We start from the raw sequence: 21,087 nt of genomic DNA, 5'->3' as shown, positions 1-21,087 counted from the left end.
AGATGTGGTCAGACCACAGGACGCGATGCAATTGAGGGCTTCCGGGTGGGGTGAGGCGCGCGGGGGATTCAGCCCGGATCGGGCGCTCAGTCCCGCTCGGGCAGCAAACCCGCGACGAGCGCGTCGACGATCTCGTCGGTCGGGGTGCCGGGATCGATGGGCGACGTGAGCCGGTCGAACACGAGTCCGTCGACCGCGTAGTGGAACAGGGCGATCTCGCGGGAGCCGCCGGGCAGCCCCGCGGCCGTGTTGAACGCGACATCCGCGTCGAAGGCGGCACGCTGCCACGCTGAGAGCACCGCGGCGACCTCGGGACGGCGGGTGCCCTCGAGCCTCAGCTCGAAGAGCGCGAGCGTGACCGCAGGCTCGGCGGTGAGGCGCCTGACGATGTCGCGCAGGTACTCGGCGAAGAGTGCTCGACTCGGCGGCTCTCCCGCGCGTGCGGCGAGGTCGGCGTCGGTGGGCGCGAGTCGCTCGGCGATGCGGTCGACGAGTCCGGCGATGAGCGCGTCGCGGCTCCGGAAGTAGTTCGAGGTGGTGCCCTGCGGCACGTCGGCGGCATGATCGACAGCCCGATGCGTGAGGCCGCGGGCGCCGTCGCGGGCGAGCACGTCGATCGCGGCATCCGTGATCTTTCGACGCCGCTCCTCGTTCCTGGCCATGCGTCGAGTGTAGACGCAACCACTACGGCTGTGGTACTTTCGCTCAACCACTACATCGGTTGTGATTGGAATCAACGAATGCGAAACCTCGTGTACTACGTCGCCGCCAGCCTCGACGGATACATCGCGGGCCCCGCGGGCGAATACGACGCGCTCCTCGCCGAGGGCGACCACATGGACGCCATCTACGCCCGCTACCCCGACACGGTGCCCACCGCGGCTGCGGCGGCGCTCGGCATCGAGCAGCCCGGCGAGGTGTTCGACACCGTGCTCATGGGCTGGAACACCTACGCCGTGGGGCTGTCGTTCGGCGTGACCAGTCCGTACTCGCACCTCCGACAGGTCGTGTTCTCGCGGTCTCGAAGCGCGGAGGGCGACCGGCTCGATGTGACCGCCGACGACCCGGTCGACGTCGTGCGCGCCCTGAAGCAAGAGCAGGGTGCGGACATCTGGCTCTGCGGCGGCGGCGGCCTCGCGGCCGCACTCGTCGACGAGATCGACCGGCTCGTGCTCAAGGTGAACCCCGTGCTCTTCGGCGCGGGCATCCCGCTGTTCGCTGGGGACGCCTACCGGCCGCGTGACTTCGAGCTCACGTCGAGCACGCCGTACGGGTCCGGAGTGACCATCGCCGAATACTCGCGTCGCTCGGGCTGACGGTGCTGCGCGGGTGTCTCGACGTGGCCGCGTCGCGCATCTGAGGACTTCGAGGCGACTGGGGGGCATCACGGCCGGAACGACCTCAGTCGTCGTGATCCCCTCAGTTGCCGCCGGCGAGTGGATGTCGCGGGCGGATGTCGACGGTCGGAGGCAGCCGCGGGACATCCGCATGGCTACAGTTAACGGAGCCGCAGGGGAGGAGCACCGGGTGAGCGACCGAACCGAGGCCCGCGAGCTGTTCCGCGACGAGCTGCGGGCCTGCCTGCACGTCGAGCGCTGGGTCGACGAGGTGGCGGATGCCGCGCCGTACGCGTCGCTCGACGAGCTCCTCGCCGCGGCGATGGCGGCCGCGACCCCGCTCGCACCGGCCGAGATCGACGAGGCGCTCGCGGCGCACCCGCGCATCGGCGAGAAGCCGACGGGCGACGGCGCGGCCGCGCGGTTCTCACGCGCCGAGCAGTCGTCGGCCGACGCCGCCGAGCTCGCCGCGGCGATCGCCGCCGGCAACCGCGCCTACGAGGAGCGGTTCGGCCGGGTCTTCCTCATCCGCGCCGCCGGGCGATCGCGGTCGGAGATCCTGGATGAGCTGAACCGGCGACTCGAACTCGACGACGCGAGCGAGCTCGCCGTGGTGGGTGAGCAGCTCCGCGAGATCATGCTGCTGCGACTCGAGAAGCTCTTCGCGGATGCCCCGACCCGGATCGGAGCGGCGACATGAGCGCGCGCAGCCACGTCACCAGCCACGTGCTCGACGCCTCGCTCGGCCGACCGGCCGCCGGCGTCGCGGTGCGACTCGAGCGACGCGACCGCCTCGCCGACGCCTGGTCGCCGGTGGCGGACGCCGTGACCGACGCCGACGGCCGAGCGTCGCGGCTCGGTCCCGAGGCGCTCGACGCGGGCGTGTACCGGGTCGTGTTCGACACCGGCGCGTACTTCGGCGACCGTCCCACGCTCTATCCCGAGGTCGTCATCGTGTTCGAGCTCGCCGAGACATCCGAGCACTACCACATCCCCTTGCTGCTCAGCCCGTTCGGGTACTCGACCTACCGCGGCAGCTGAGGAAGCGGAGCACTCGAGACGTCGATCTTCCGGCACTCAGACGCGCACGATGGCGGGAACGAGGTAGGACTGATCGAGGATCTCCCGGGTGGGCTCGTACATCCGCAGCACCGGGCGGAACTCGCCGGCCGGAGCCGGGAGCCAGTTGGCGCGGGCCCTCTCGTCCTCCGGCTCCGTGTGGGAGATCGTGATGACCAGCGACCCGTCGTCCTCGTACCGGATGCCGGGCGTGCGGTCGCCGATCGAGTATCGCCCGATCGGATTGTCCACGAGGTAGTAGTCGGGCACGTCGTACATCGTGAGCGACCAGAACGCATCGACGGGCGGCGGCGGGTCCAGCGTGAGGGTGTAGGTGCGCTCGCCGGTGAGCCGATCGCCCCGGTCGTCGACGTACGTGGCGATGTAGGCCGCCTCGAACGCCTGGTTGCCCCACAGCCCGCCCAGGGCTGCACCCGCACGCTGCACGATCCGCCGCTCGGGATCCGCGATCTTGAATGCGGGCTCATCGAGGGAGCCCACCTCGAAGTAGTCGAGGTTGTAGTCGAACGAGTGGTAGGCGAGGTTCCAGCCGTTCACGATCGCGTTGCCGCCACCCGACGCGACGACTCCGTCTAGCATCTCCCTGCCTTTCGCGTACCCGGCCTCCAGGGCTGCATCCAGTTCCGCGTCGATGCCGTACGGCGTGGCGCCGATCGTCGTCAGGCCGAGCGGCTCGAACCCGGCGAGCGTGTCCGCGTCTCGCGGCGCAGGCGGGAACGCCTGGCTCCACGCCCTGAGCCGGTCGAAGAACTGCAGCGCTTCACTGAGGCCGGTGTCGTACGCGGGAAGCCCCTCCGGCTGAGCCGATCCGATCGGCGTCAGCGTCGTGACATCCTGCAACGCGTGCGCCGCCGGCAGGTCGTCGTCGCCCGCGACCGCCCACCGGCCGACGATGGATGCGACGCGGGTGGGGACGTGGATGACGGTCTCTCCGGCCGGCTCGCCCTGCCAGCCCGGCGGGACGAGCAGATACGTGGCGGCCGCCGTGCCGGTCGCCCGATGTCCGACGTAGGCGAAGTTGTCGGTCCAGGCCGACACGAACTGCAGCACGTAGTAGCGGCCCGCCGTGTCGGGGACCTCCAGCCTCACCGGCCCCGCACCGAGGTCGAGTTGCGCCATCGAGTAGACGGTGTCGTTGTTGATCGTGACGAACGTGTCGTCGGGGCCGGCCAGCGAGCGGGCATGGCTGAACCGGTTCCAGGGCGCGGCCGGGTTCTTGCCGATGCCGGTCGTCACGTACCGGTGCACCTGATCGAGGTTGAACACGAGGGGGAAGCCGAACAGATACGCCTTGGCTGCGAGATCTTCGAGAGCAATCGACATGGTCTCCATCCTCGCGCTCCGACGGGACCACACGCCGCTCCGACACGGGCGACGCGCGCCCGAGCCGACCTAGGGCACCACCACCGCGCGACCGCGGAGCGTGCCGTCGTGCAGCCGCCGGTACGCCTCGGGCGCCTCGTCGAGCGAGAACACCTCGGTCTCCACCTTCACGTGACCCGTCCGCGCCAGCTCGAACACCTCGAAGAGCTCCGAACGCGAGCCCCAGTACGGCGAACGCACCGCGGAGTCGTACGGGCCCGCGAGCACGCCGCTCGGCAGCGTGCCGGCGCCGACGCCGACGAGCACCTGGTCGCCCTCCGTGGCGACCATGGCGTGGCCCGAGTCGAGGGTCGGCTGGATCGCGACGAAGTCGAACACCGCGGTGGCGCCCGTGCCGTGCGTGAGTTCCCGCACCCGTTCGGCGGACTCGCCGTCGGACGGGAACACGTGGTGCGCGCCCACCTCGGTCGCGAGCTTCAGCTTGTCGACGCTCACGTCGAGCGCGATCACCATGGCGGGGGTCAGGGCGCGCAGCATCTGGATCGCGACGTGGCCGAGTCCGCCCGCACCGATGACGACGGCGGTCGAGCCGGGCACGAGCTTCGGCAGCGACATCTTGATCGCGTGATACGGGGTCAGGCCGGCATCCGTCAACGCCACGTTCGCGACCGGATCGAGGTCGCCGAGCGGGAGGAGATGCCGCGCGTCGGGCACCAGCATGTACTCGGCCATCGAGCCGGGCGCACCGAGGCCCGGAGGCGCGATGCCCAGTTCGGCGGCACGCGGGCAGTAGTTCTCCTTGCCCTGCGCGCACTGGTAGCAGCGGCCGCAGCCCTGCGGGCCGTACACCGCCACCGACTCGCCGAGCTCGAGGCCGGTGACACCCTCGCCCAGCTTGTCGACGACGCCGACACCCTCGTGGCCGAGCGTGAGCGGCAGCCCGAAGGTGTACTGGTCCTCCGGGAGGCTCATGAGGAAGCTGTCGGAATGGCAGGCGCCCGCTGCGGTCACCCTGAGGCGTACCTGACCGGGACCCGGTTCGGGTGTCTCGACCTCGACCACCTCGGGTTCGGCGCCGATCTCGCGGTATTGCAGTGCTTTCATGTCCACGTGCTCCGTTCGTCGTGGCGGTTCCGCCTGCGCCACAGTCTGCACGGTCGAGGCGGCGGATGTCGCGGACGAAAGTCCTTCCGTTCCGCCGTGCGGACGCGGCAGGCTGGACCCATGAGCGGATATGCGAATCCAGACCGGCCCGACCTGCGGCTGAGCGACGCCGAGCGCGACGAGGCAGTGGGCGCTCTCGCGGCCGCTCGCACGGAGGGGCGCCTCGCCGAGACCGAGTACCAGGAGCGGGCGAGCGCCGTGCGCAGAGCCGTCACCAGAGGCGACCTCATGCCGCTCTTCGCCGACCTTCCCGATTCGGCACCCGCCGAGCAGCAGTTGCCGCAGCCGACGACGGCGGTGCCGGGGCCCATGCCTGCCGCACCCCCTGTCCCCCCAGCGCCGCCGGCGCCCGCGGCACCGATCACCGGTTACGGCGCCGACGCCTATCGGGAGCCGCGCGGCTCACGCGCGCTCGGCGGCCGCATCGGCGACACGATCATGGCGCTCACCCCGTTCCTCGCGGTCGGGCTGTTCTTCCTGTTCGGATTCGCCGGGTACTTCGCGTGGTCGTGGCTGTGGTTCTTCATCATCCCGGTCGCCGCGATCATCATCTACGGACCGGGCGGCGACAGCCGTCGTTCCGGCTGAGCGGACTCCGGTCTGCCGTCAGTCCTTCTTGGCGGCCTTCGGGCGGATGCGGATGCGGTTGCCGCCCGTCTCGTCGAGTTCGACCACGCCCGCACGCGACTTCACGAAGTCGGTGAACGATGCGAAACCGAGTCGGCGCTCCTGGAAGCCCGGGTCCATGCGGAGCATCTGGTTCTTCACGGCACCGCTCGCCTGCCACTCCTGGTCGTTCTTGGCCCGCAGCAACTCCAGCGCCTTCAGCAGCAGGCGCCCGGGATTGCGCGTCGTCGGCGTTTCCTCGGCCCCCGGGCTCGCGCGACGTGCCGCCGCCTTCGCGGTCGACTTCGACGCGGCAGGTTCGGCGGCGGGTTCGGGCGGCGCCTCCGACGCGGCCTCCGTCGAGGGTTCCTCGGGCTTCACCTTCCCCCCGCGTGACGACGCGCGGCGTGATCGAGCAGGGGCGGATGCCTCGGGCTCCGTGCGTGCGGACGGCGCCTCCTCCGCGCCGGCCTCGTCCTCCTCGACCGCGGCATCCGTCGACAGCAACGCGTCGTAGTCGGCGAACTCGTCGCACGACGCGGTGAGCGCACGACTCGTGCCGCCCGACACGCCGATGCCCACGACGTAGCGGCCGAGCCGCTTGCACTTCTGGGCGAGGGCGACGTAGTCGGAGTCGCCGCCGACGATGACGATGTGGGTCAGGTCCTCGATGCGGAACATGTCCTCGACCGCGTCGACGGCGAGGCGGATGTCGGCGCCGTTCTTCGTCGCCGACAGCGGGAACAACTGCACGAGGTCGACGGCGCGGTCGATGAGCTGGCCGCGGTAGCTCGCGTTCACGGGTGTCGACCAGTCGGCGTAGGCGCGGGAGATCGCGATCGTGCCGAACGTCGCGGCGAAGTCGAGCACCGCGTCGATGTCGACCGTCGCCTCCTTCAGCCGCGCGGCGGCCTGGGTGCCGGGCGACACGGTCTTGGTGCGCGACGTGTCCTTGCGATACGCGCCGTCGCCGTGGAGTTGGTCGTAGCGCGAGATGACGATGTTGTCGAAATCGAAGTACAGGGCCACACGGGGTTCTGTCGAGGCGGACATGTCGACCTTCCGTCGATTGGCGTCACCTCGATCGTAGGCCCGCGGGGGGAGGAGCGCCCGGCGGAACGCCACCGCCCTGTGTTTCCGTTCGCGCGCGCGGTGCCCGGCCGGAGGGGCACGCGGCGCGCGAACGGGAACACAGGGCGACAAGAGCGCCCCGGTGCTCGAACGGTCAGCCGGCGGATGCCTCGGCGAGCTCGCCCTCGGCGCGCACGCCGGCGGCCTCGAGCACCTCGAGGAACGCCTTCATCCACGTGCCGTTGTCGGGCCACGCGCGGGCCGTGACGAGCTTGCCGTCGACCACGCCGCCGCCGTTCTCGAACACGCCGCCGGCCGTCTCCACGTCGACCGCGAGCTCGGGATACGCCGACGACGTGCGGCCCTGCAGCACACCGGCCGCGGCGAGCAGCAGCGGCCCGTGGCAGGTGGCTGCGACCGGGGCATCCGCCTCGAAGAAGTGCCGCACGATGCGCTTCGCGTCCTCGTTGTTGCGGATGTACTCGGGCGCGCGGCCGCCGGGCACGACGATGGCGACGTAGTCGGCCGGGTCGACGTCGGCGAACGCGACATCCGCCGGCCAGGTGTGGCCGAGCTTCTCGGTGTACGTGTCGAACCCGTCGACGAAGTCGTGCACGACGAACTGCAGCTTGCGTGCCTCCGGCGCGCCGAGGTGCACCTCGAAGCCCGCCTCCTGCAGGCGGTGGTAGGGGTAGAACACCTCGAGGGTCTCGGCGGCGTCGCCGGTGAGGATCAGGATCTTCGACATGGGGTACCTCTCTGTACGTCGGGGCGGTCGGAATGCTTCGTCGGTCGGATGCCCCGCCCGCGGCATCCCCCCGACGATCGTCGCCCTGGGCGGCACACCGCGTCACGGTGCGTTCGCACTATGTGCGAATCGTCATGGAAGTCCGCCGCTCGCGCACGTAGCATCGGCGTCATGAGCGCAGTGGAGCGCCGGAGCGGCGCGGGCATCCAGTCGGCCGAGCGCGCGTTGCGCATCCTCGAACTCGTCGGCGCCGCGCCCACCGGGCTCACGGCGGCCGAGATCGCCGAGCGGCTCGGGCTCGGCCAGTCGACCGCCTACCGGCTGCTCGCGACGCTGCAGCACGAGGACTACCTGACCCGCCAGCCCGGCGAGCACCGCTACATCCTCGGCCGCTCCGTCGACGAGCTCGGACGCGCGCTGCAGGTGCAGCTCGTCGCGACCGACCCGGTGCGAGCGGTGCTCCGCGCCCTGCACGATGCGGCGCACGCGCCCGCCTACCTCACGGTGTTCCGCGGCGACGACATCGCGGTGGCGCACATCGCGGATTCGCCCGAGCATCCGCGCATCGGCCAGCTGCACGTGGGCTTCGCCGAGGCGTCGCACACGACCGCGTTCGGCAAGCTCATGCTCGCCTCACGCGACGACGCGGCGGTCGCCCGCTTCCTCGAGAAGCGCGGCGCCGCGAGGCTCACGGCGTCGAGCGTGACGGATGTCGCGACGCTGCGCGAGCAGCTCGACGAGGTGCGCGCCCAGCAGCTCGCCGTCGAGGTGGAGGAGTACCTGCCGAAGCTCGCGTGCATCGCGGCGCCCGTGCGCAGCCCCGCCGGACGCGTGGTCGGCGCCGTGTCGGTGTCGGTCTCGGCGAAGGACCTGCCGTCGCGCGCGTGGGAGCTCGAGCGGGCGGTGCGCCGCGGGGCGTGGCAGGTGTCTGCGCGCGTCGCCGGCTGATCCGTTGTCGCCTGTATGCGCGTGCGCACGCCGCCTCGCCGAGCGTGCAGATCCCGCCCGCCGAAGGGCGGCGAATGCACGCTCGGTGACCGCACGTCCTGCGTCACACCGCGGCGGCCACCGCGTTGTGCAGCTCGTCGGCGTCGACGCCGAGCCGTCGGAAGCCGGCGCCGAGGTTCGTGAGCAGCACGAAGCACACCCCTGCTGACGGGGTGATCCAGAACTCCGCTCCCGCCCAGCCGCCGTGGCCGAACGTGTCGCGGGCGAGCAGCCCCCGAGCCGAGTGGCGCAGGTTCCACGTGAAGCCCCAGTCCTGGCCGCGGCTCTCGACGTAGGGCTCGAGCTTCGGGAGCCCCGCGGTGAGCGGGCGCAGCATGGCATCGTACGTGACGGGCGCGACGAGCGAACCGTCGTTCCGGAGCAGCGCGCTGCCGATGGCGAGCACGTCGACGGCCCGCGCGAGTGCGCCGGAACCCGGATGCCGCAGCGCTGCGAACCGGGCGTAGTCCACGCCCTGCTCGGCGGCGTCGACGGGGGCGTGCGACGACGCGTCGGCGTCGAAGGTGATGCCCGGGGCATCCGCTCGCTCGCCGACGGCCGCGACCGCCCGCTCCCACGGTGCACCGCTCGCGTGCTCGATGAGCGCCGCGACGCCCTCGAACGCGATGGTCGAGTATCGCGACATCGTGCCGGCTGCGAAATCCCGGCCCGGTGCGAGGAGCGACGGCCGCAGCCCGAGCGGCGTCTCCATCGGCGGCTCGGCGATGCCGGAGGTGTGGCTGACGAGGTGGCGCAGGCGCACGAGATCGTCTCGATCGGACCCGAACTCGGGAACGGCGGCGGTGAGCGGCGTGTCGGGCGTGAGCCGACCCTCCTCGATGAGCCGCAGTGCTGCGAGCCCGACGATCGGCTTCGTGACCGAGAACAGCGGGTAGTGATCGTCGACGGATGTCGCGCGCCCGCGCTCCGACCCGAACGCGTCGAGTGCGATCACGCCCTCGGCGGTCGCGATGCCGAGCACGGCGGTCGGCAGCGGTCCGTGCTCGACGTGACGGCGGACCCAGTCGAAGGCGTGGTCGAAGCGGGGCATGGAGGTTCCTTTCTCGCGCGGGTCGGCCGACGGCGGTGCAGAATTCAGGAGCGGGGTAAGGGGTTCACGTTGTTCACGAAGATGCTTTGATCCAGTGGTGGAAGAATGCACGGATGTCGCGCGTGATCCCCTCTTGTCGTAGATGCTGCATCGCCCGCTTCCGCTGTTCCTGAATTCTGAACACAAACAGGGGGTCAGCTGCGCAGCACGACGTTGCGAGGGTCGTCGCCCCGGCGCATCCGCTCGATCTGATCGCGCAGGAGCCGTGCCATGCGGGGCATCATAGCGGTCGACGCGCCGCCGACGTGCGGCGAGATGAGCACGTTCGGGAGCGCGAACAGCGGATGGCCCTGGGGGAGCGGCTCGGGGTCGGTGACGTCGAGCGCGAAGCGCAGGCGGCCTCGCGAGGCGTGGTCGAGGACCGCCGCGGTGTCGGCGACCCGTCCGCGCGAGATGTTCACGACGAGCGCGCCGTCGGGCAGTGCCGAGAGGAAGGCATCATCGACGAGGTGCGCGGTCTCTCCGGTGAGCGGTACGCCGACGATCACGATGTCGACTCCGGGAAGGAGGGCCGGCAGCTCGTCGATGCCGTGGATGCGCCCGGTGTCGTCGTCGCGCGCCCGTGACGCCACTCGCACGAGCTCGACCTCGAACGGGGCGAGCCGCGCCCCGATCGCCCGGCCGACGCCGCCGTAGCCGAGCAGCATCACGCGACGGTCGGCGAGGCTCGCGTGCCGGGCGGGAGCCCAGCGGCCCTCGACGGCGCCGCGCACGAATCCGGGGATGCCGCGCTGCACCGCGAGCGTGAGCGCGAGGGCGAGCTCGGCCGTCGACGTCTCGTGCACGCTCGCCGCATTCGCGTAGACGTGGCCGGGCGGGAGCGCCGCGGCGATGTCGTCGTAGCCGATGGACTGCGCCTGCACCAGCCGGGTGGTCACGTGCTCGAGGGCGCCGAGCACGCGTGCGGTGCCCATGTACGGCGGCACCACGATGTCGAGGTGGTCGGCGGGCGGCGGGGTCGAGAGGTCCCAGACGACGACGTCGACGCCCTCGGGCACGCCGCCGGGGCCGTGCGCGAGGGCGTCCCGCAGGGTCTCGCCGGGCACGGTCACGAGCAGGCGGGATTCGGTCATGCCGCCATCCTTCCAGAGCGGCATCCCGATCCGTCGGGCGGGCAGTGACCGGCGGCAGGATTTCGGCCACGCGTCGAGATCACGGCAGCTGCGCGACCTGGGCCCGGATGATCCGCTCCACGACGTCGGCGGCGGCGTTCGGCCCCTCGGGCACCTCGTCCAACCCCTGCAGGAGGCCGTCGACCGCCAGGGACGCGATGCCGTGGCTCAGCGTGCAGAGCTGGAGGAACGCCGTCTCCACGTCACCGCCGATGTCGCCCGCGGCATGGACCTCCGCCACCAGCGCACGGAGCCCGTCGAGGGCTGCACGCCGAGCGCGGTCGAGGCTGCCATCGCCCGCCGCTGCCGACGGGGTGCGGAAGATCGCATCGAAGTGCGCCGGATGCCGCTGGGCGAACGCGACGAACTCCTTGGCGTCGGAGACGAGTCGCTCACGTCCGGGCAGCTGCGCGTCGCGTTCCTGCGCGACGCAGAGTTCGTCGTCGAGGAGTTCGAGCCCCTCGAACGCCAGCGCCCGGATCATGCCCTCCCGGCTGCCGAAGAAGTGCGTGGGCGCCGCGTGGGAGAGTCCCGCACGGCGGGCGACCTCTCGGAGGCCGACGTTGCTCACGCCCTGCTCGCGTGCCAGCTCCTCCAGGGCGCGGAGGAGCGCCGCCCGGCCGGGTGAGCCGGTGCCCTGGCCGGCGCCGGTCACCGGTGTCCCGGGTGCGGGTGCTGCCGCGGTTTCCGTCATCATGCTCCCACCGCTTGACATTGTAAAGGGAACGTCCATATCCTGCTTTACATCGTAAAGCCTTGACAATGTAAAGCGGAGGTGCGGCATGGTCGACATCACGAGCGACGAGGTCTGGCAGGCCATCGCGAGGGAGAACTTCATGGTGATCGGGATGGTCTCGGCTCGCGGCGAGGCCCGCAGTGCAGGCGTCATGCATCACGTGCATGACGGCGTCATCTGGTTCACCACCAACGAACGCGAGTGGAAGGCGCGGCACGTCGCCGCGAACCCGGCGGTCTCGGTGACCGTGCCGATCGCGAAGCGCGTGCCGTTCGTGCCGTGGGTGAGGATTCCGCCGGCGACGATCACGTTCCACGGCGTCGCCGAGGCGGTGCCGGTCGCCGACCTTCCCGATGACGTGCGCCGCGCGCTCCTGCATGGGCTCGAGGTCACGGATGGCGGCGAGCGGGGCGCACTCATCGGCATCGCCGTGCGGCCGCGGGGCGACTTCGTCACCTACGGCGTCGGCGTCTCGGCACTGGGCATGCGCGACACCGAGCGCGCTCGCGGCCGAGCGCCGGCCGCGGCATCCGTCGTGGTCTGACGTCTGCGGGACCCGCCTGCTACGGTGACCCGCATGGGGGAGCAGCCGAGCAGCAGTGCCGTCGATCGGCCGTCCGACCGGGTCCGTGGTGGGCCGCGTCGATCACGACGCGAACGCCGCCACGACCGGCCCGAGGACGAGCGCGCAGAGGCACTGAAGGAGCGGGTCTACGCGACGTTCACCGGGCTCGCGATCGTGCTCGTGCAGCTGTCGAACGTCGAGCACATCAGTGCGGTGCGGGCCGCCGTGACGCTCCTCGTCGGGATCGTCGCCATCACCGCCGCGGGATTCGTCGCCGAGGTGATCGCGCACCTCGCCGTGCACGCCGCGTTCCCCGGTCGAGAGGAACTCGGTCGCATGGTGCGGGTCTCGGGGTCCGCAGTCGCCTCCGCGGCGCTCCCGCTCATCCTGCTGGCGCTCGCCGCGTTCGGCGTCTTCCCGCTCGAGGCCGCGCTGGTCGCCGCCTCGGTCGTCTATCTCGCCACCCTCGCCCTCATCGGCTACGTCGCCGTGCGGCGCACCAAGGTGACGTGGTGGAAGCAGCTCGCCGCGCTCGGTGCCCTCGTGGCGTTGGGCCTCGCGGTCATCGTGCTGCAGCAGCTCGCCCACGGGCACTGACCGGTCAGCGGGCGCGCGGCACGTACCGCTTCGGCACGAACGCCGCCGCCACGAGCGCGCGCAGCGACTCGAGGTCGCCGCTCGCGAAGCCCTGCGCACGCGCCTGCACGAGCACGTTGCCGATCGCGGTCGCCTCGACAGGTCCGGCGAGCACCGGGATGCCCGATCGGTCGGCCGTGCGCTGGCACAGCAGCTCGTTGAGCACGCCGCCGCCCACCAGGTGGATCGTCTCGACATCGACCGTCGAGAGCACTGACGCCGTGCGCACCGCCGACGCGAACGCCTCGGCGAGGCTCTCGATGATCGAGCGCGCGAACTCGGCACGGCTCTGCGGGGCGGCGACGCCGTGCTCGGCGCACCATTCCGAAATGCGGCCGGGTAGGTCGCCGGGGGCGAGGAACCGCGGATCGTTCGCGTCGAAGACGGCGACGCGGTCGGTGACGGATGCCGCGGCCGCAAGCAACTCCGCGAGCTCGACGGTCTCGCCGTCGCGCTCCCACCAGCGCACCGACTCGCTGAGCAGCCACAGGCCCATGACGTTGTGCAGGAAGCGGACCCGTCCGTCGACGCCGCCCTCGTTCGTGAAGTTCGCGTCGCGCGCGGCATCCGTCGTCACCGGATGCTCGAGTTCGACGCCCACGAGTCCCCACGTGCCGCACGAGATGTACGCGGCCGACTCGGCGCGCATGGGCACCGCGACCACCGCAGACGCCGTGTCGTGCGAGCCGACGGCGACGACCTCCAGGGTCGAGGGTGCGCCGAGCTCGGCCGCGACATCCGATCGCAGACCTCCGAGCGACTCGCCCGGCGATACGAGCGGTGGGAACAGGGATGCCGCGAAGCCGAGCCGTTCGATGAGCTCGTCGTCCCATTCACCGGAGTCGACCGCCACGAGCCCGGTCGTCGAGGCGTTCGTGCGCTCGGCGACCTTCGCGCCGGTGAGCTGGAACCCGATGAGGTCGGGGATGAGCAGGAACGAGTCGGCGAGGTCGAGCCAGCCATTGTGCTGCTGTTGCTCGGCCGCGAGCTGGTACAGCGTGTTGAACGGCAGGAACTGCAGCCCGTTGCGGCGGTAGAGCTCGTCGAACGGCACGATCGCGTGCACCCGTTCGACGCCGACCTCGTTGCGGTCGTCGCGGTAGTGGAACGGCTCGCCGAGCATGCGGCCGCCGCGCAGCAGCGCGTAGTCGACCGCCCACGCGTCGACGCCGATCGACGCGATCGCGGGGTCGCGGCGGAAGGCCTCGGCGAGACCGGCGGTGAGATCGCGGTGGAGCCCGGTGAAGTCCCAGTGCAGGCCCGAGGCGAGTCGCACGGGCCCGTTCGGGAACCGCGCGACCTGGTCGAGCTCGAGCGTGCCCGCCCGACCGTCGACGCGGCCGAGGATGACGCGACCGCTCGTCGCGCCGAGGTCGACCGCCGCGACGGTGCCCGCGATCATCGCAGGAACGCCGCGGCGACCCCGGCGTCGACCGGGATGTGCAGGCCCGTGGTATGGCTGAGCTCGGGGCCGGTGAGCACGATGACCGCGTTGGCGACGTGCTCGGGCAGCACCTCGCGCTTCAGGATGGTGCGCTGCGCGTAGAACTTCCCGAGGTCCTCCTCGGGGATCCCGTACGTCTTCGCGCGGTTCGCGCCCCAGCCCGACGCGAAGATGCCCGAGCCGCGCACCACCCCGTCGGGGTTGATGCCGTTGACCTTGATGCCGTACTCGCCGAGCTCGACCGCGAGCAGCCGCACCTGGTGCGCCTGGTCGGCCTTCGTCGCCGAGTAGGCGATGTTGTTGGGTCCTGCGAACACCGAGTTCTTCGAGGAGATGTAGACGATGTCGCCGCCGAGCCCCTGCTCGATCATGACCCGGGCCGCGGCCTTCGACACGAGGAACGAGCCCTTCGCCATGACGTCGTGCTGCAGGTCCCAGTCGGCCTCGGTGGTCTCCAGCAGCGGCTTCGACAGCGACAGGCCCGCATTGTTCACCACGAGGTCGAGCCCGCCGAAGGCGAGCACCGCGTCGTCGACCGCCCGCTGCACGGCCGCGGCATCCGTCACGTCCGCCTGCACGCCGATCGCGACATCCGTCGTTCCGAGTTCGGCCGCGGCGGCCTGCGCCTTCTCGAGGTCGAGGTCGGCGATCACGACGCACGCGCCCTCGGCCGCGAGGCGGGTGGCGATGGCCTTGCCGATGCCGGATGCCGCGCCGGTGACGAGCGCGATGCGCGTCGCGTGCGGCTTCGGCCTCGGCAAGCGCTGCAGCTTCGCCTCCTCGAGCGCCCAGTACTCGATGCGGAATTTCTCGGCGTCCGAGATGGGGGAGTAGGTGGAGAGGGCTTCGGCGCCCCGCATCACGTTGATCGCGTTGAGGTAGAACTCGCCGGCGACGCGCGCGGTCTGCGTGTTCGCCCCGTACGAGAACATGCCGACACCGGGCACGAGCACGATGAGAGGGTCGGCGCCGCGCATCGCGGGCGACGCCGGTTCGTCCGCTGAGCCGGTCGAAGCGAAGCGCTCGTAGTACGCTCGGTAGTCGGCGCGGTACGCCTCGTGCAGTTCCTTCAGCCTGGCGATCGACTCGTCGACGGATGCCGCAGCCGGAAGGTCGAGCACCATGGGCTTCACCTTGGTGCGCAGGAAGTGGTCGGGGCAGCTCGTCCCGAGCGCCGCGAGGCGGGGATGCTCCGCTCGTGCGAGGAAGTCGAGCACCTCGGGTGCATCCGTGAAGTGGCCGACCATGGGCCGGTCATGCGACGCGAGCCCGCGGATGGTCGGAGCGAGCGCAGCAGCCTTGGCGCGGCGCTCGGCCGGGTCGAGGGGTTCGTAACCGGGCAAGACGGTTCCGAAGGGCTCGGCCTTCCCGTGGTCGGCGATGTACGCCGCGGCCGTGTCGATGATCCAGAGCGAGTTGCGCTCCGACTCCTCCGACGTGTCACCCCAGGCCGTGATGCCGTGCCCGCCGAGGATGCAGCCGATCGCCTGCGGGTTCGCGGCCTTGACCTCCGCGATGTCGAGCCCGAGCTGGAATCCCGGCCGGCGCCACGGCACCCACACGACCCGGTCGCCGAAGATCTTGCGTGTGAGCTCCTCGCCGTCGGCGGCCGTCGCGATCGCGATGCCCGAGTCGGGGTGCAGGTGGTCGACGTGCGCCGCGTCGACCAAACCGTGCATGGCGGTGTCGATCGACGGCGCGGCGCCGCCCTTGCCGTGCAGCGTGTAATCGAACGCCGTAACCATCTCGTCTTCGCGGTCGACGCCGGGGTAGACGTCGACGAGCGCGCGCAGGCGGTCGAGGCGAAGCACCGCGAGGCCCTGCTCGGTGAGCGTGCCGAGATCGCCGCCCGAGCCCTTGACCCAGAGGAGCTCCACGGGCTCGCCGGTGACCGGGTCGGTCTCGGTGCCCTTGGCCGAGGTGTTGCCGCCGGCATAGTTGGTGTTCTTCGGGTCGGCGCCGAGGCGGTTCGACCGCGCGATGAGGTCGGCAGCTGCCTGGTTCGTCATGGGGTGGATCCTTCGGTGGTCGAATCGGTGGTCAGGGCGTCGAGCCAGCGCACGACGCGCTCGATGGTGACGGATGCCGCGGGCTCGTCGGGTCGGTTCAGGTGCCCGTGCCGCGTGCCGGGCTCGGTCACGACCTCGGCGGGAACGCCCGCCTCGGCGAGCGTGGCGGCGAACACCTCGCCCGAGACGCGAAGCTCGTCGGTCTCGGAGTTCACCATGAGCACGGGCGGGAAACCCGCGAGGTCGGATGCCGCGGCGAGACCCGGCACCGCAGGCAGCGGTGCGTCCTCGACGGGCCCGCCGAGGTAACCCTCGTACATCGCGCGGACCCGCGCCGGCCCGAACGTGTCGGCCTCGGGGTTCGCGTCCAGCAGGGCGCGGAGCGCTGCGTCCGGCGTCGGCTGCACCGCCAGCAGCGTCGGGTAGGCGAGGAAGACGCCCGCGGGCAGGTCGAGGTTCGCCGACAGGGCGCGCGTCTCCTGCGCGACCTCGGGTGTGGCGCCGGGCGCAGGCGCCCCGCCGGCGGAGTCGATGATAGCGCCCTCGCCCACGGTCGCGCGAGCGAGCATCCGAAGCGTGGAACCCGCCGCGAGGTTCGCACCCGCGCTGGCTCCGCCGAGCGCGGCCCGGGCGGGGGCGATGCCGAGCTCGTCGACGTGCCCGAGCGTCCACCTCCAGGCCGCGATCACGTCATCGGACGGGGCGGGGTAGCGGCATCCGTCGCCCACCAGTCGGTAGTCGACCGACACGACCGTGACGCCCCGAGCCGCGAGCTCGCGGGAGACCCGGTCGGCCTCGGGCATGTCGAGGTCGCCGGCGGCGAACCCGCCGCCGTGCACCCAGACCAGCCCGGCCGTCGGGCGCGCCGCCGCGGCATCCGCCGGGTACACCCGCACGAGTCCGCCGGCAGCGCCGTACGACTCGGCCATCTCGAACGACATGGTGCTCAGGCGCCCCAACCCGCCTGCACGCCGCCGACGCGGTCTTCGGCGATCTTCTGCAGGTAACCGGATGCCGCGAACGCGCGCATCGGGTCGGCCGCGAGTCCGCGCGACTCGCGCCACTCGGCGAGAGCGGGGCGCACGTCGGTGTAGAACGCGTCCATGAAGATGCGGTTCGCCTCGAGCACGTCGCCCGACACCTGCGAGGCGCGCAGCGCGACGGTGTCGACGAGCAGCGCCCGCGCGGTCATCTCCTGCACGTTCAGCACCGAGCGGATCTGGCCGGGGATCTTGTCCTCCACGTTGTGGCACTGGTCGAGCATGAACGCGACATCGGGGTGGTTGAGGCCGCCGCCGCGCGCCACCTCGAAGATGATGCGGAACAGCTGGAACGGGTCGGCCGCGCCGACGATGAGATCGTCGTCGGCGTAGAAGCGCGAGTTGAAGTCGAACGAGCCCAGCTTGCCGAGGCGCAGCAGCTGCATGACGATGAACTCGATGTTCGTGCCGGGCGCGTGGTGGCCCGTGTCGAGGCAGACCATGGCCTTGTCGCCGAGGGCCGCGACCTGGACGTAGCTCGTGCCCCAGTCGGGCACGTCGGTGTGGTAGAACGCCGGCTCGAAGAACTTGTACTCGAGCACGAGGCGCTGCTCGTCGCCGAGGCGCTCGTAGATCGTGGCGAGCGATTCGTGCAGGCGGTCCTGGCGGCCGCGCAGATCGGCCTGGCCGGGGTAGTTCGAGCCCTCGGCGAGCCAGATCTTGAGGTCGCGGCTGCCGGTCGCGTGCATGATGTCGATGCACTCGAAGTGGTGGTCGATGGCCTTCTGCCGCACGGCGGCGTCTTCGTGGGTGAGGGCGCCGAACCTGTAGTCGTCGTCCTGGAACGTGTTGGAGTTGATCGTGCCGAGCGCCACGCCGTGCTCCTCGGCGTGGCGGCGCAGGTCGTCGTAGGAGTCGACCTTGTCCCACGGGATGTGCAGCGCCACGGTCGGCGCGAGCTTCGTGTAGGCGTGCACCTGCGCGGCATCCGCGATCTTCTCGTACGGGTCGCGCGGAGTGCCCGGCGTGCCGAACACCTTGAAGCGGGTGCCCGAGTTGCCGAACGCCCAACTCGGCAGCTCGATGGCCTGCATCTCGAGCTGATCGAGGACGGACTGCGGAATGGTGCTCACGAGTTGCTGCCTTCTGTGTCGGTGGTGGCGGATGCCGCGTCTGCTTCGAGCGCGGCGAGCTGGTCTTCGAGGTGGAACACCTCGGGAATCCGCGGGGCGCCCTGGTCGGGGCGGGCGCCGTCGAGTGCGACGAAGAACCCGGCCATCTCCGCCTCCCACGGCGCGGTGCGCGGGTCGTTCGCGAGGGCGGCCTGCGCGGCCCGGTCGTCGTCGACTTCGTAGTAGCCGATGAGGAGGCCGTCCTCGCGGAGGAAGAGGGAGTAGTTGCGTCGGCCCGAGGCCTCGATCGCCCGGAGCATGTCGGGCCAGACCGCGGCGTGCCGTTCGCGGTACTCGTCGAGGCGCGCGGGGTCGACCTGCAGTTGGAAGCAGACCCGCTCGCCGTCGCCGTGCGCCGAGCCCGCGCTCGTCGTTGAGCCGTTCATCCTGTTCCCATCGTTCATGAATCGTTTCAACGATACGACACGCCACCGATCGGCACAAGCGGATTGCGCTTTCCTGTCTTCGGATGCGCTCGCACTCCATAGACTCCGACGAGGGAGGCAACTGATGGCAGTGAGCGTGCGAGACGTCGCGGCCGCGGCATCCGTGTCGGTCGGCACCGTCTCGAACGTGCTGAACCGGCCCGACAAGGTCGCGCCCGACACGGTCGCGCGCGTGCTCGCCGCCATCGACGAGCTGGGGTTCGTGCGCAACGACGCCGCCCGGCAGTTGCGTGCGGGCCGGAGCCGGTCGATCGGCCTCGTCGTCCTCGACGTGCGCAATCCGTTCTTCACCGAGGTCGCCCGAGGCGCGGAGGACCGCGCGGCCGAGGAGGGCATGACGATCCTGCTCGGCAACAGTGACGAGAACACCGATCGCGAGCGCTCCTACCTCGACCTCTTCGAGGAGCAGCGCGTGCACGGCGTGCTCATCTCGCCGCTCGGCGACGACGAGTCGCGCGTGCAGCGCCTGCGACGACGGGGGACGCCGGTCGTGCTCGTCGACCGCGTGTCCGAGGACCGGAGTCTCTCGTCGGTGTCGGTCGACGACGTCGTGGGCGGCGAGCTCGCGGTGCGCCACCTCGTCGAGACGGGGCGGCGCCGCATCGCGTTCGTGGGTGGGCCGACGACCATCCGCCAGGTCGCCGACCGGCTCGCGGGCGCACGCCGGGCCGTCGCCGATGCGCCCGACGTGGTGCTCGAGGTGCTCGAGACGCCGTCGCTCACGGTGCTCGACGGACGGGCCGCGGGCGAGGCGATCCGCGAGCGGCCGCCGGCCGATCGGCCCGACGCGGTCTTCGCCGCGAACGACCTGCTCGCCATGGGCGTGCTGCAGGCGTTCAACATGCTGGGGTCCGTGCGGGTCCCCGACGACATCGCGCTCATCGGCTACGACGACATCGACTTCGCCGCCGCCGCCGTGGTGCCGCTCTCGTCGATCCGCCAGCCCGCCGCGCTCATCGGCTACACGGCGGTCGACCTGCTGCTGAAGGAGGCCGCGGCATCCGACGGCGAGCACGCACCCGAGCGGGTGGTGTTCCAGCCCGAACTCGTCGTGCGCGACTCGACCCGTGGCCCGGCGCGCTGAGCCGCGGCCGTCACGTCACACAGCGGATCCTCAACGCCTGTCTGGTTATGGTGGATCGAGCCGCGCTCGGCCAGCACCACGTGGCATCCCATCGATGGAAGGACCCGCGCGTGAGCCCCAAGACCACGATCGACGACGTCTACGCCCAGACCCTCGCCCGCAATCCCGGCGAGGCCGAATTCCACCAAGCCGTGCACGAGGTCTTCGGCTCGCTCGATCGCGTGCTCGCGAAGCACCCCGAGTACGTGCAGGCGTCGATCCTCGAGCGCGTCTGCGAACCCGAGCGGCAGATCATCTTCCGGGTGCCGTGGGTCGATGACACGGGGCGCGTGCGCATCAACCGCGGGTTCCGCGTGCAGTTCAACTCGGCCCTCGGCCCGTACAAGGGCGGCCTTCGCTTCCACCCGAGCGTGCTGCTCGGCACCGTGAAGTTCCTCGGCTTCGAGCAGGTCTTCAAGAACGCCCTCACGGGCATGCCCATCGGCGGCGGCAAGGGCGGCAGCGACTTCGACCCCAAGGGCAAGTCCGACGGCGAGATCATGCGGTTCTGCCAGTCGTTCATGACCGAGGCCTATCGGCACGTCGGCGAGTACACGGATGTCCCGGCCGGCGACATCGGCGTCGGGGCACGTGAGATCGGCTACCTGTTCGGCCAGTACAAGCGCATCACCAACCGATACGAGTCCGGCGTGCTCACGGGCAAGGGCGTCACGTGGGGCGGCTCGCTCGTGCGCACCGAGGCCACCGGGTACGGTGCGGTGTTCTTCACCCAGCACATGCTCGCGACCCGCGGACGCTCGTTCGACGGCGCGCGGGTGCTCGTGTCGGGCTCGGGCAACGTCGCGATCTACGCGATCGAGAAGGTGCACGAGCTCGGCGGGGTCGTGGTCGGCGCGTCGGACTCGTCGGGGTCGATCCACGATCCCGACGGCATCGACCTGGAGCTGCTTCGCGACGTGAAGGAGCGGCGCCGGGAGCGCATCGAGGCGTATGCGACCGAGCGTGGCGGGCGCGCCCGGTTCCTGCCCGGGGCATCCGTGTGGCAGATCGCCGGCGACGAGCGCGTCGACGTCGCCCTGCCGTGCGCGACGCAGAACGAACTCGACGAGGCCGACGCCGCGCGGCTCGTGGCGAACGGCCTCGTGGCCGTCGCCGAGGGGGCGAACATGCCGACGACGCCCGGCGCCGTGCGGGTGTTCCGCGAGGCCGGGGTGCTCTTCGGGCCGGGCAAGGCGGCCAACGCCGGCGGCGTGGCCACCTCGGCGCTCGAGATGCAGCAGAACGCGTCTCGCGACTCGTGGACCTTCGAGCACACCGAGGAGCGTCTCTCCGAGATCATGGCGGGCATCCACGAGCGCACCGCCGAGACGGCCGACGAGTACGGCGCGCCCGGCGACTACGTGGTGGGCGCGAACATCGCGGGCTTCATCCGCGTCGCCGACGCGATGCTCGCGCTCGGCGTCATCTGACGCCCCG

Annotated in this window: 22 protein-coding genes; 9 read left to right on the top strand and 13 right to left on the bottom strand. The window is 71.1% G+C overall.

All coding sequences use genetic code 11. From position 1 onward, the window contains the following. Positions 1-86: 86 nt before the first annotated feature. Positions 87-662 (bottom strand): TetR/AcrR family transcriptional regulator, encoded by a 576-nt coding sequence (locus EZM51_RS10770; RefSeq protein ID WP_136708253.1) that lies wholly within the window; start codon positions 660-662, stop codon positions 87-89. Between the two features lie 78 nt (positions 663-740). On the opposite strand from EZM51_RS10770, the gene EZM51_RS10765 reads away from it, so the two are divergent. The 3 genes from EZM51_RS10765 to uraH all read left to right on the top strand — a co-directional run bounded on the left by EZM51_RS10765 (position 741) and on the right by uraH (position 2,378). Next, positions 741-1,316, top strand: coding sequence for a dihydrofolate reductase family protein (locus EZM51_RS10765; protein WP_136708252.1), 576 nt, complete (start codon positions 741-743; stop codon positions 1,314-1,316). Positions 1,317-1,527: 211 nt separating this feature from the next. Next, complete coding sequence (gene uraD, locus EZM51_RS10760) at positions 1,528-2,037, top strand: 2-oxo-4-hydroxy-4-carboxy-5-ureidoimidazoline decarboxylase (RefSeq protein ID WP_248305593.1); 510 nt, start codon at positions 1,528-1,530, stop codon at positions 2,035-2,037. After that, a complete protein-coding gene (gene uraH, locus EZM51_RS10755) occupies positions 2,034-2,378 on the top strand; it encodes a hydroxyisourate hydrolase (protein WP_136708250.1) in 345 nt (114 codons plus the stop codon). The genes uraD and uraH overlap by 4 nt, the downstream gene beginning before the upstream one ends. A gap of 36 nt (positions 2,379-2,414) precedes the next feature. Here the strand turns inward: uraH and EZM51_RS10750 are convergent, their stop codons facing one another. Together EZM51_RS10750 and EZM51_RS10745 are read right to left on the bottom strand one after the other, a co-directional pair. Continuing rightward, positions 2,415-3,740 (bottom strand): DUF1254 domain-containing protein, encoded by a 1,326-nt coding sequence (locus tag EZM51_RS10750; RefSeq protein ID WP_136708249.1) that lies wholly within the window; start codon positions 3,738-3,740, stop codon positions 2,415-2,417. Between the two features lie 69 nt (positions 3,741-3,809). After that, on the bottom strand, positions 3,810-4,844 hold the full coding sequence (locus tag EZM51_RS10745; protein WP_136708248.1) for an NAD(P)-dependent alcohol dehydrogenase: 1,035 nt from the start codon (positions 4,842-4,844) through the stop codon (positions 3,810-3,812). A 120-nt stretch (positions 4,845-4,964) separates the two neighbouring features. Between EZM51_RS10745 and EZM51_RS10740 the strand changes: the two genes are divergently transcribed. After that, entirely contained in the window at positions 4,965-5,492 is a 528-nt protein-coding gene (locus EZM51_RS10740) for a DUF1707 domain-containing protein (RefSeq protein WP_136708247.1), read from the top strand. 18 nt (positions 5,493-5,510) lie between these two features. On the opposite strand, the gene EZM51_RS10735 is transcribed toward EZM51_RS10740, so the two are convergent. Continuing rightward, complete coding sequence (locus tag EZM51_RS10735; RefSeq protein ID WP_136708246.1) at positions 5,511-6,563, bottom strand: NYN domain-containing protein; 1,053 nt, start codon at positions 6,561-6,563, stop codon at positions 5,511-5,513. Positions 6,564-6,735: 172 nt separating this feature from the next. After that, the gene (locus EZM51_RS10730) at positions 6,736-7,329 is read right to left on the bottom strand and encodes a DJ-1/PfpI family protein (RefSeq protein ID WP_136708245.1); all 594 of its coding nucleotides are present in this window, start codon (positions 7,327-7,329) and stop codon (positions 6,736-6,738) included. Between the two features lie 171 nt (positions 7,330-7,500). Here EZM51_RS10730 and EZM51_RS10725 point away from each other — a divergent pair, with 171 nt between their 5' ends. Beyond that, positions 7,501-8,277, top strand: a complete 777-nt coding sequence (locus EZM51_RS10725; protein ID WP_169053869.1) for an IclR family transcriptional regulator C-terminal domain-containing protein — start codon at positions 7,501-7,503, stop codon at positions 8,275-8,277. A gap of 103 nt (positions 8,278-8,380) precedes the next feature. On the opposite strand, the gene EZM51_RS10720 is transcribed toward EZM51_RS10725, so the two are convergent. The 3 genes from EZM51_RS10720 to EZM51_RS10710 form a co-directional block, all read right to left on the bottom strand. Continuing rightward, complete coding sequence (locus tag EZM51_RS10720) at positions 8,381-9,367, bottom strand: serine hydrolase domain-containing protein (protein ID WP_136708243.1); 987 nt, start codon at positions 9,365-9,367, stop codon at positions 8,381-8,383. A gap of 194 nt (positions 9,368-9,561) precedes the next feature. Beyond that, positions 9,562-10,500 (bottom strand): 2-hydroxyacid dehydrogenase, encoded by a 939-nt coding sequence (locus EZM51_RS10715; RefSeq protein WP_136708242.1) that lies wholly within the window; start codon positions 10,498-10,500, stop codon positions 9,562-9,564. 79 nt (positions 10,501-10,579) lie between these two features. Further along, on the bottom strand, positions 10,580-11,236 hold the full coding sequence (locus EZM51_RS10710; protein WP_169053868.1) for a TetR/AcrR family transcriptional regulator: 657 nt from the start codon (positions 11,234-11,236) through the stop codon (positions 10,580-10,582). Positions 11,237-11,321: 85 nt separating this feature from the next. On the opposite strand from EZM51_RS10710, the gene EZM51_RS10705 reads away from it, so the two are divergent. Further along, the gene (locus tag EZM51_RS10705) at positions 11,322-11,819 is read left to right on the top strand and encodes a pyridoxamine 5'-phosphate oxidase family protein (RefSeq protein ID WP_136708240.1); all 498 of its coding nucleotides are present in this window, start codon (positions 11,322-11,324) and stop codon (positions 11,817-11,819) included. A 33-nt stretch (positions 11,820-11,852) separates the two neighbouring features. Further along, positions 11,853-12,437: a hypothetical protein gene (locus tag EZM51_RS10700; protein WP_136708239.1), complete on the top strand. Its 585-nt coding sequence runs from the start codon at positions 11,853-11,855 to the stop codon at positions 12,435-12,437. Between the two features lie 4 nt (positions 12,438-12,441). Here EZM51_RS10700 and EZM51_RS10695 read toward each other — a convergent pair whose 3' ends face one another. From EZM51_RS10695 to EZM51_RS10675, 5 genes are read right to left on the bottom strand one after another with little or no spacing between them, the layout of a single operon-like run. Continuing rightward, positions 12,442-13,878 carry a rhamnulokinase family protein gene (locus tag EZM51_RS10695; RefSeq protein ID WP_136708238.1) on the bottom strand — a complete coding sequence of 479 codons (1,437 nt, stop codon included), beginning with the start codon at positions 13,876-13,878 and terminating at the stop codon, positions 12,442-12,444. Further along, positions 13,875-15,929 (bottom strand): bifunctional aldolase/short-chain dehydrogenase, encoded by a 2,055-nt coding sequence (locus EZM51_RS10690; protein WP_248305592.1) that lies wholly within the window; start codon positions 15,927-15,929, stop codon positions 13,875-13,877. The genes EZM51_RS10695 and EZM51_RS10690 overlap by 4 nt, the downstream gene beginning before the upstream one ends. Next, entirely contained in the window at positions 15,926-16,870 is a 945-nt protein-coding gene (locus EZM51_RS10685; protein WP_248305591.1) for an alpha/beta hydrolase fold domain-containing protein, read from the bottom strand. The genes EZM51_RS10690 and EZM51_RS10685 overlap by 4 nt, the downstream gene beginning before the upstream one ends. Before the next feature lie 5 nt (positions 16,871-16,875). Then, the gene (rhaI, locus tag EZM51_RS10680; RefSeq protein ID WP_136708237.1) at positions 16,876-18,042 is read right to left on the bottom strand and encodes an L-rhamnose isomerase; all 1,167 of its coding nucleotides are present in this window, start codon (positions 18,040-18,042) and stop codon (positions 16,876-16,878) included. Continuing rightward, the gene (locus EZM51_RS10675; RefSeq protein ID WP_136708236.1) at positions 18,039-18,467 is read right to left on the bottom strand and encodes an L-rhamnose mutarotase; all 429 of its coding nucleotides are present in this window, start codon (positions 18,465-18,467) and stop codon (positions 18,039-18,041) included. Before EZM51_RS10675 ends, rhaI begins: the two co-directional genes overlap by 4 nt. 124 nt (positions 18,468-18,591) lie before the next feature. Here EZM51_RS10675 and EZM51_RS10670 point away from each other — a divergent pair, with 124 nt between their 5' ends. Both EZM51_RS10670 and gdhA read left to right on the top strand, forming a co-directional pair. Beyond that, positions 18,592-19,611 carry a LacI family DNA-binding transcriptional regulator gene (locus EZM51_RS10670; protein WP_136708235.1) on the top strand — a complete coding sequence of 340 codons (1,020 nt, stop codon included), beginning with the start codon at positions 18,592-18,594 and terminating at the stop codon, positions 19,609-19,611. Positions 19,612-19,721: 110 nt separating this feature from the next. Continuing rightward, the gene (gene gdhA / locus EZM51_RS10665; protein ID WP_248305590.1) at positions 19,722-21,080 is read left to right on the top strand and encodes an NADP-specific glutamate dehydrogenase; all 1,359 of its coding nucleotides are present in this window, start codon (positions 19,722-19,724) and stop codon (positions 21,078-21,080) included. Positions 21,081-21,087: the final 7 nt, after the last annotated feature.

Origin of the sequence: Agromyces sp. H66 (assembly GCF_004959775.1) — a bacterium.
Lineage (GTDB): Bacteria > Actinomycetota > Actinomycetes > Actinomycetales > Microbacteriaceae > Agromyces.
This window is presented reverse-complemented; position numbering and strand designations above follow the sequence as displayed.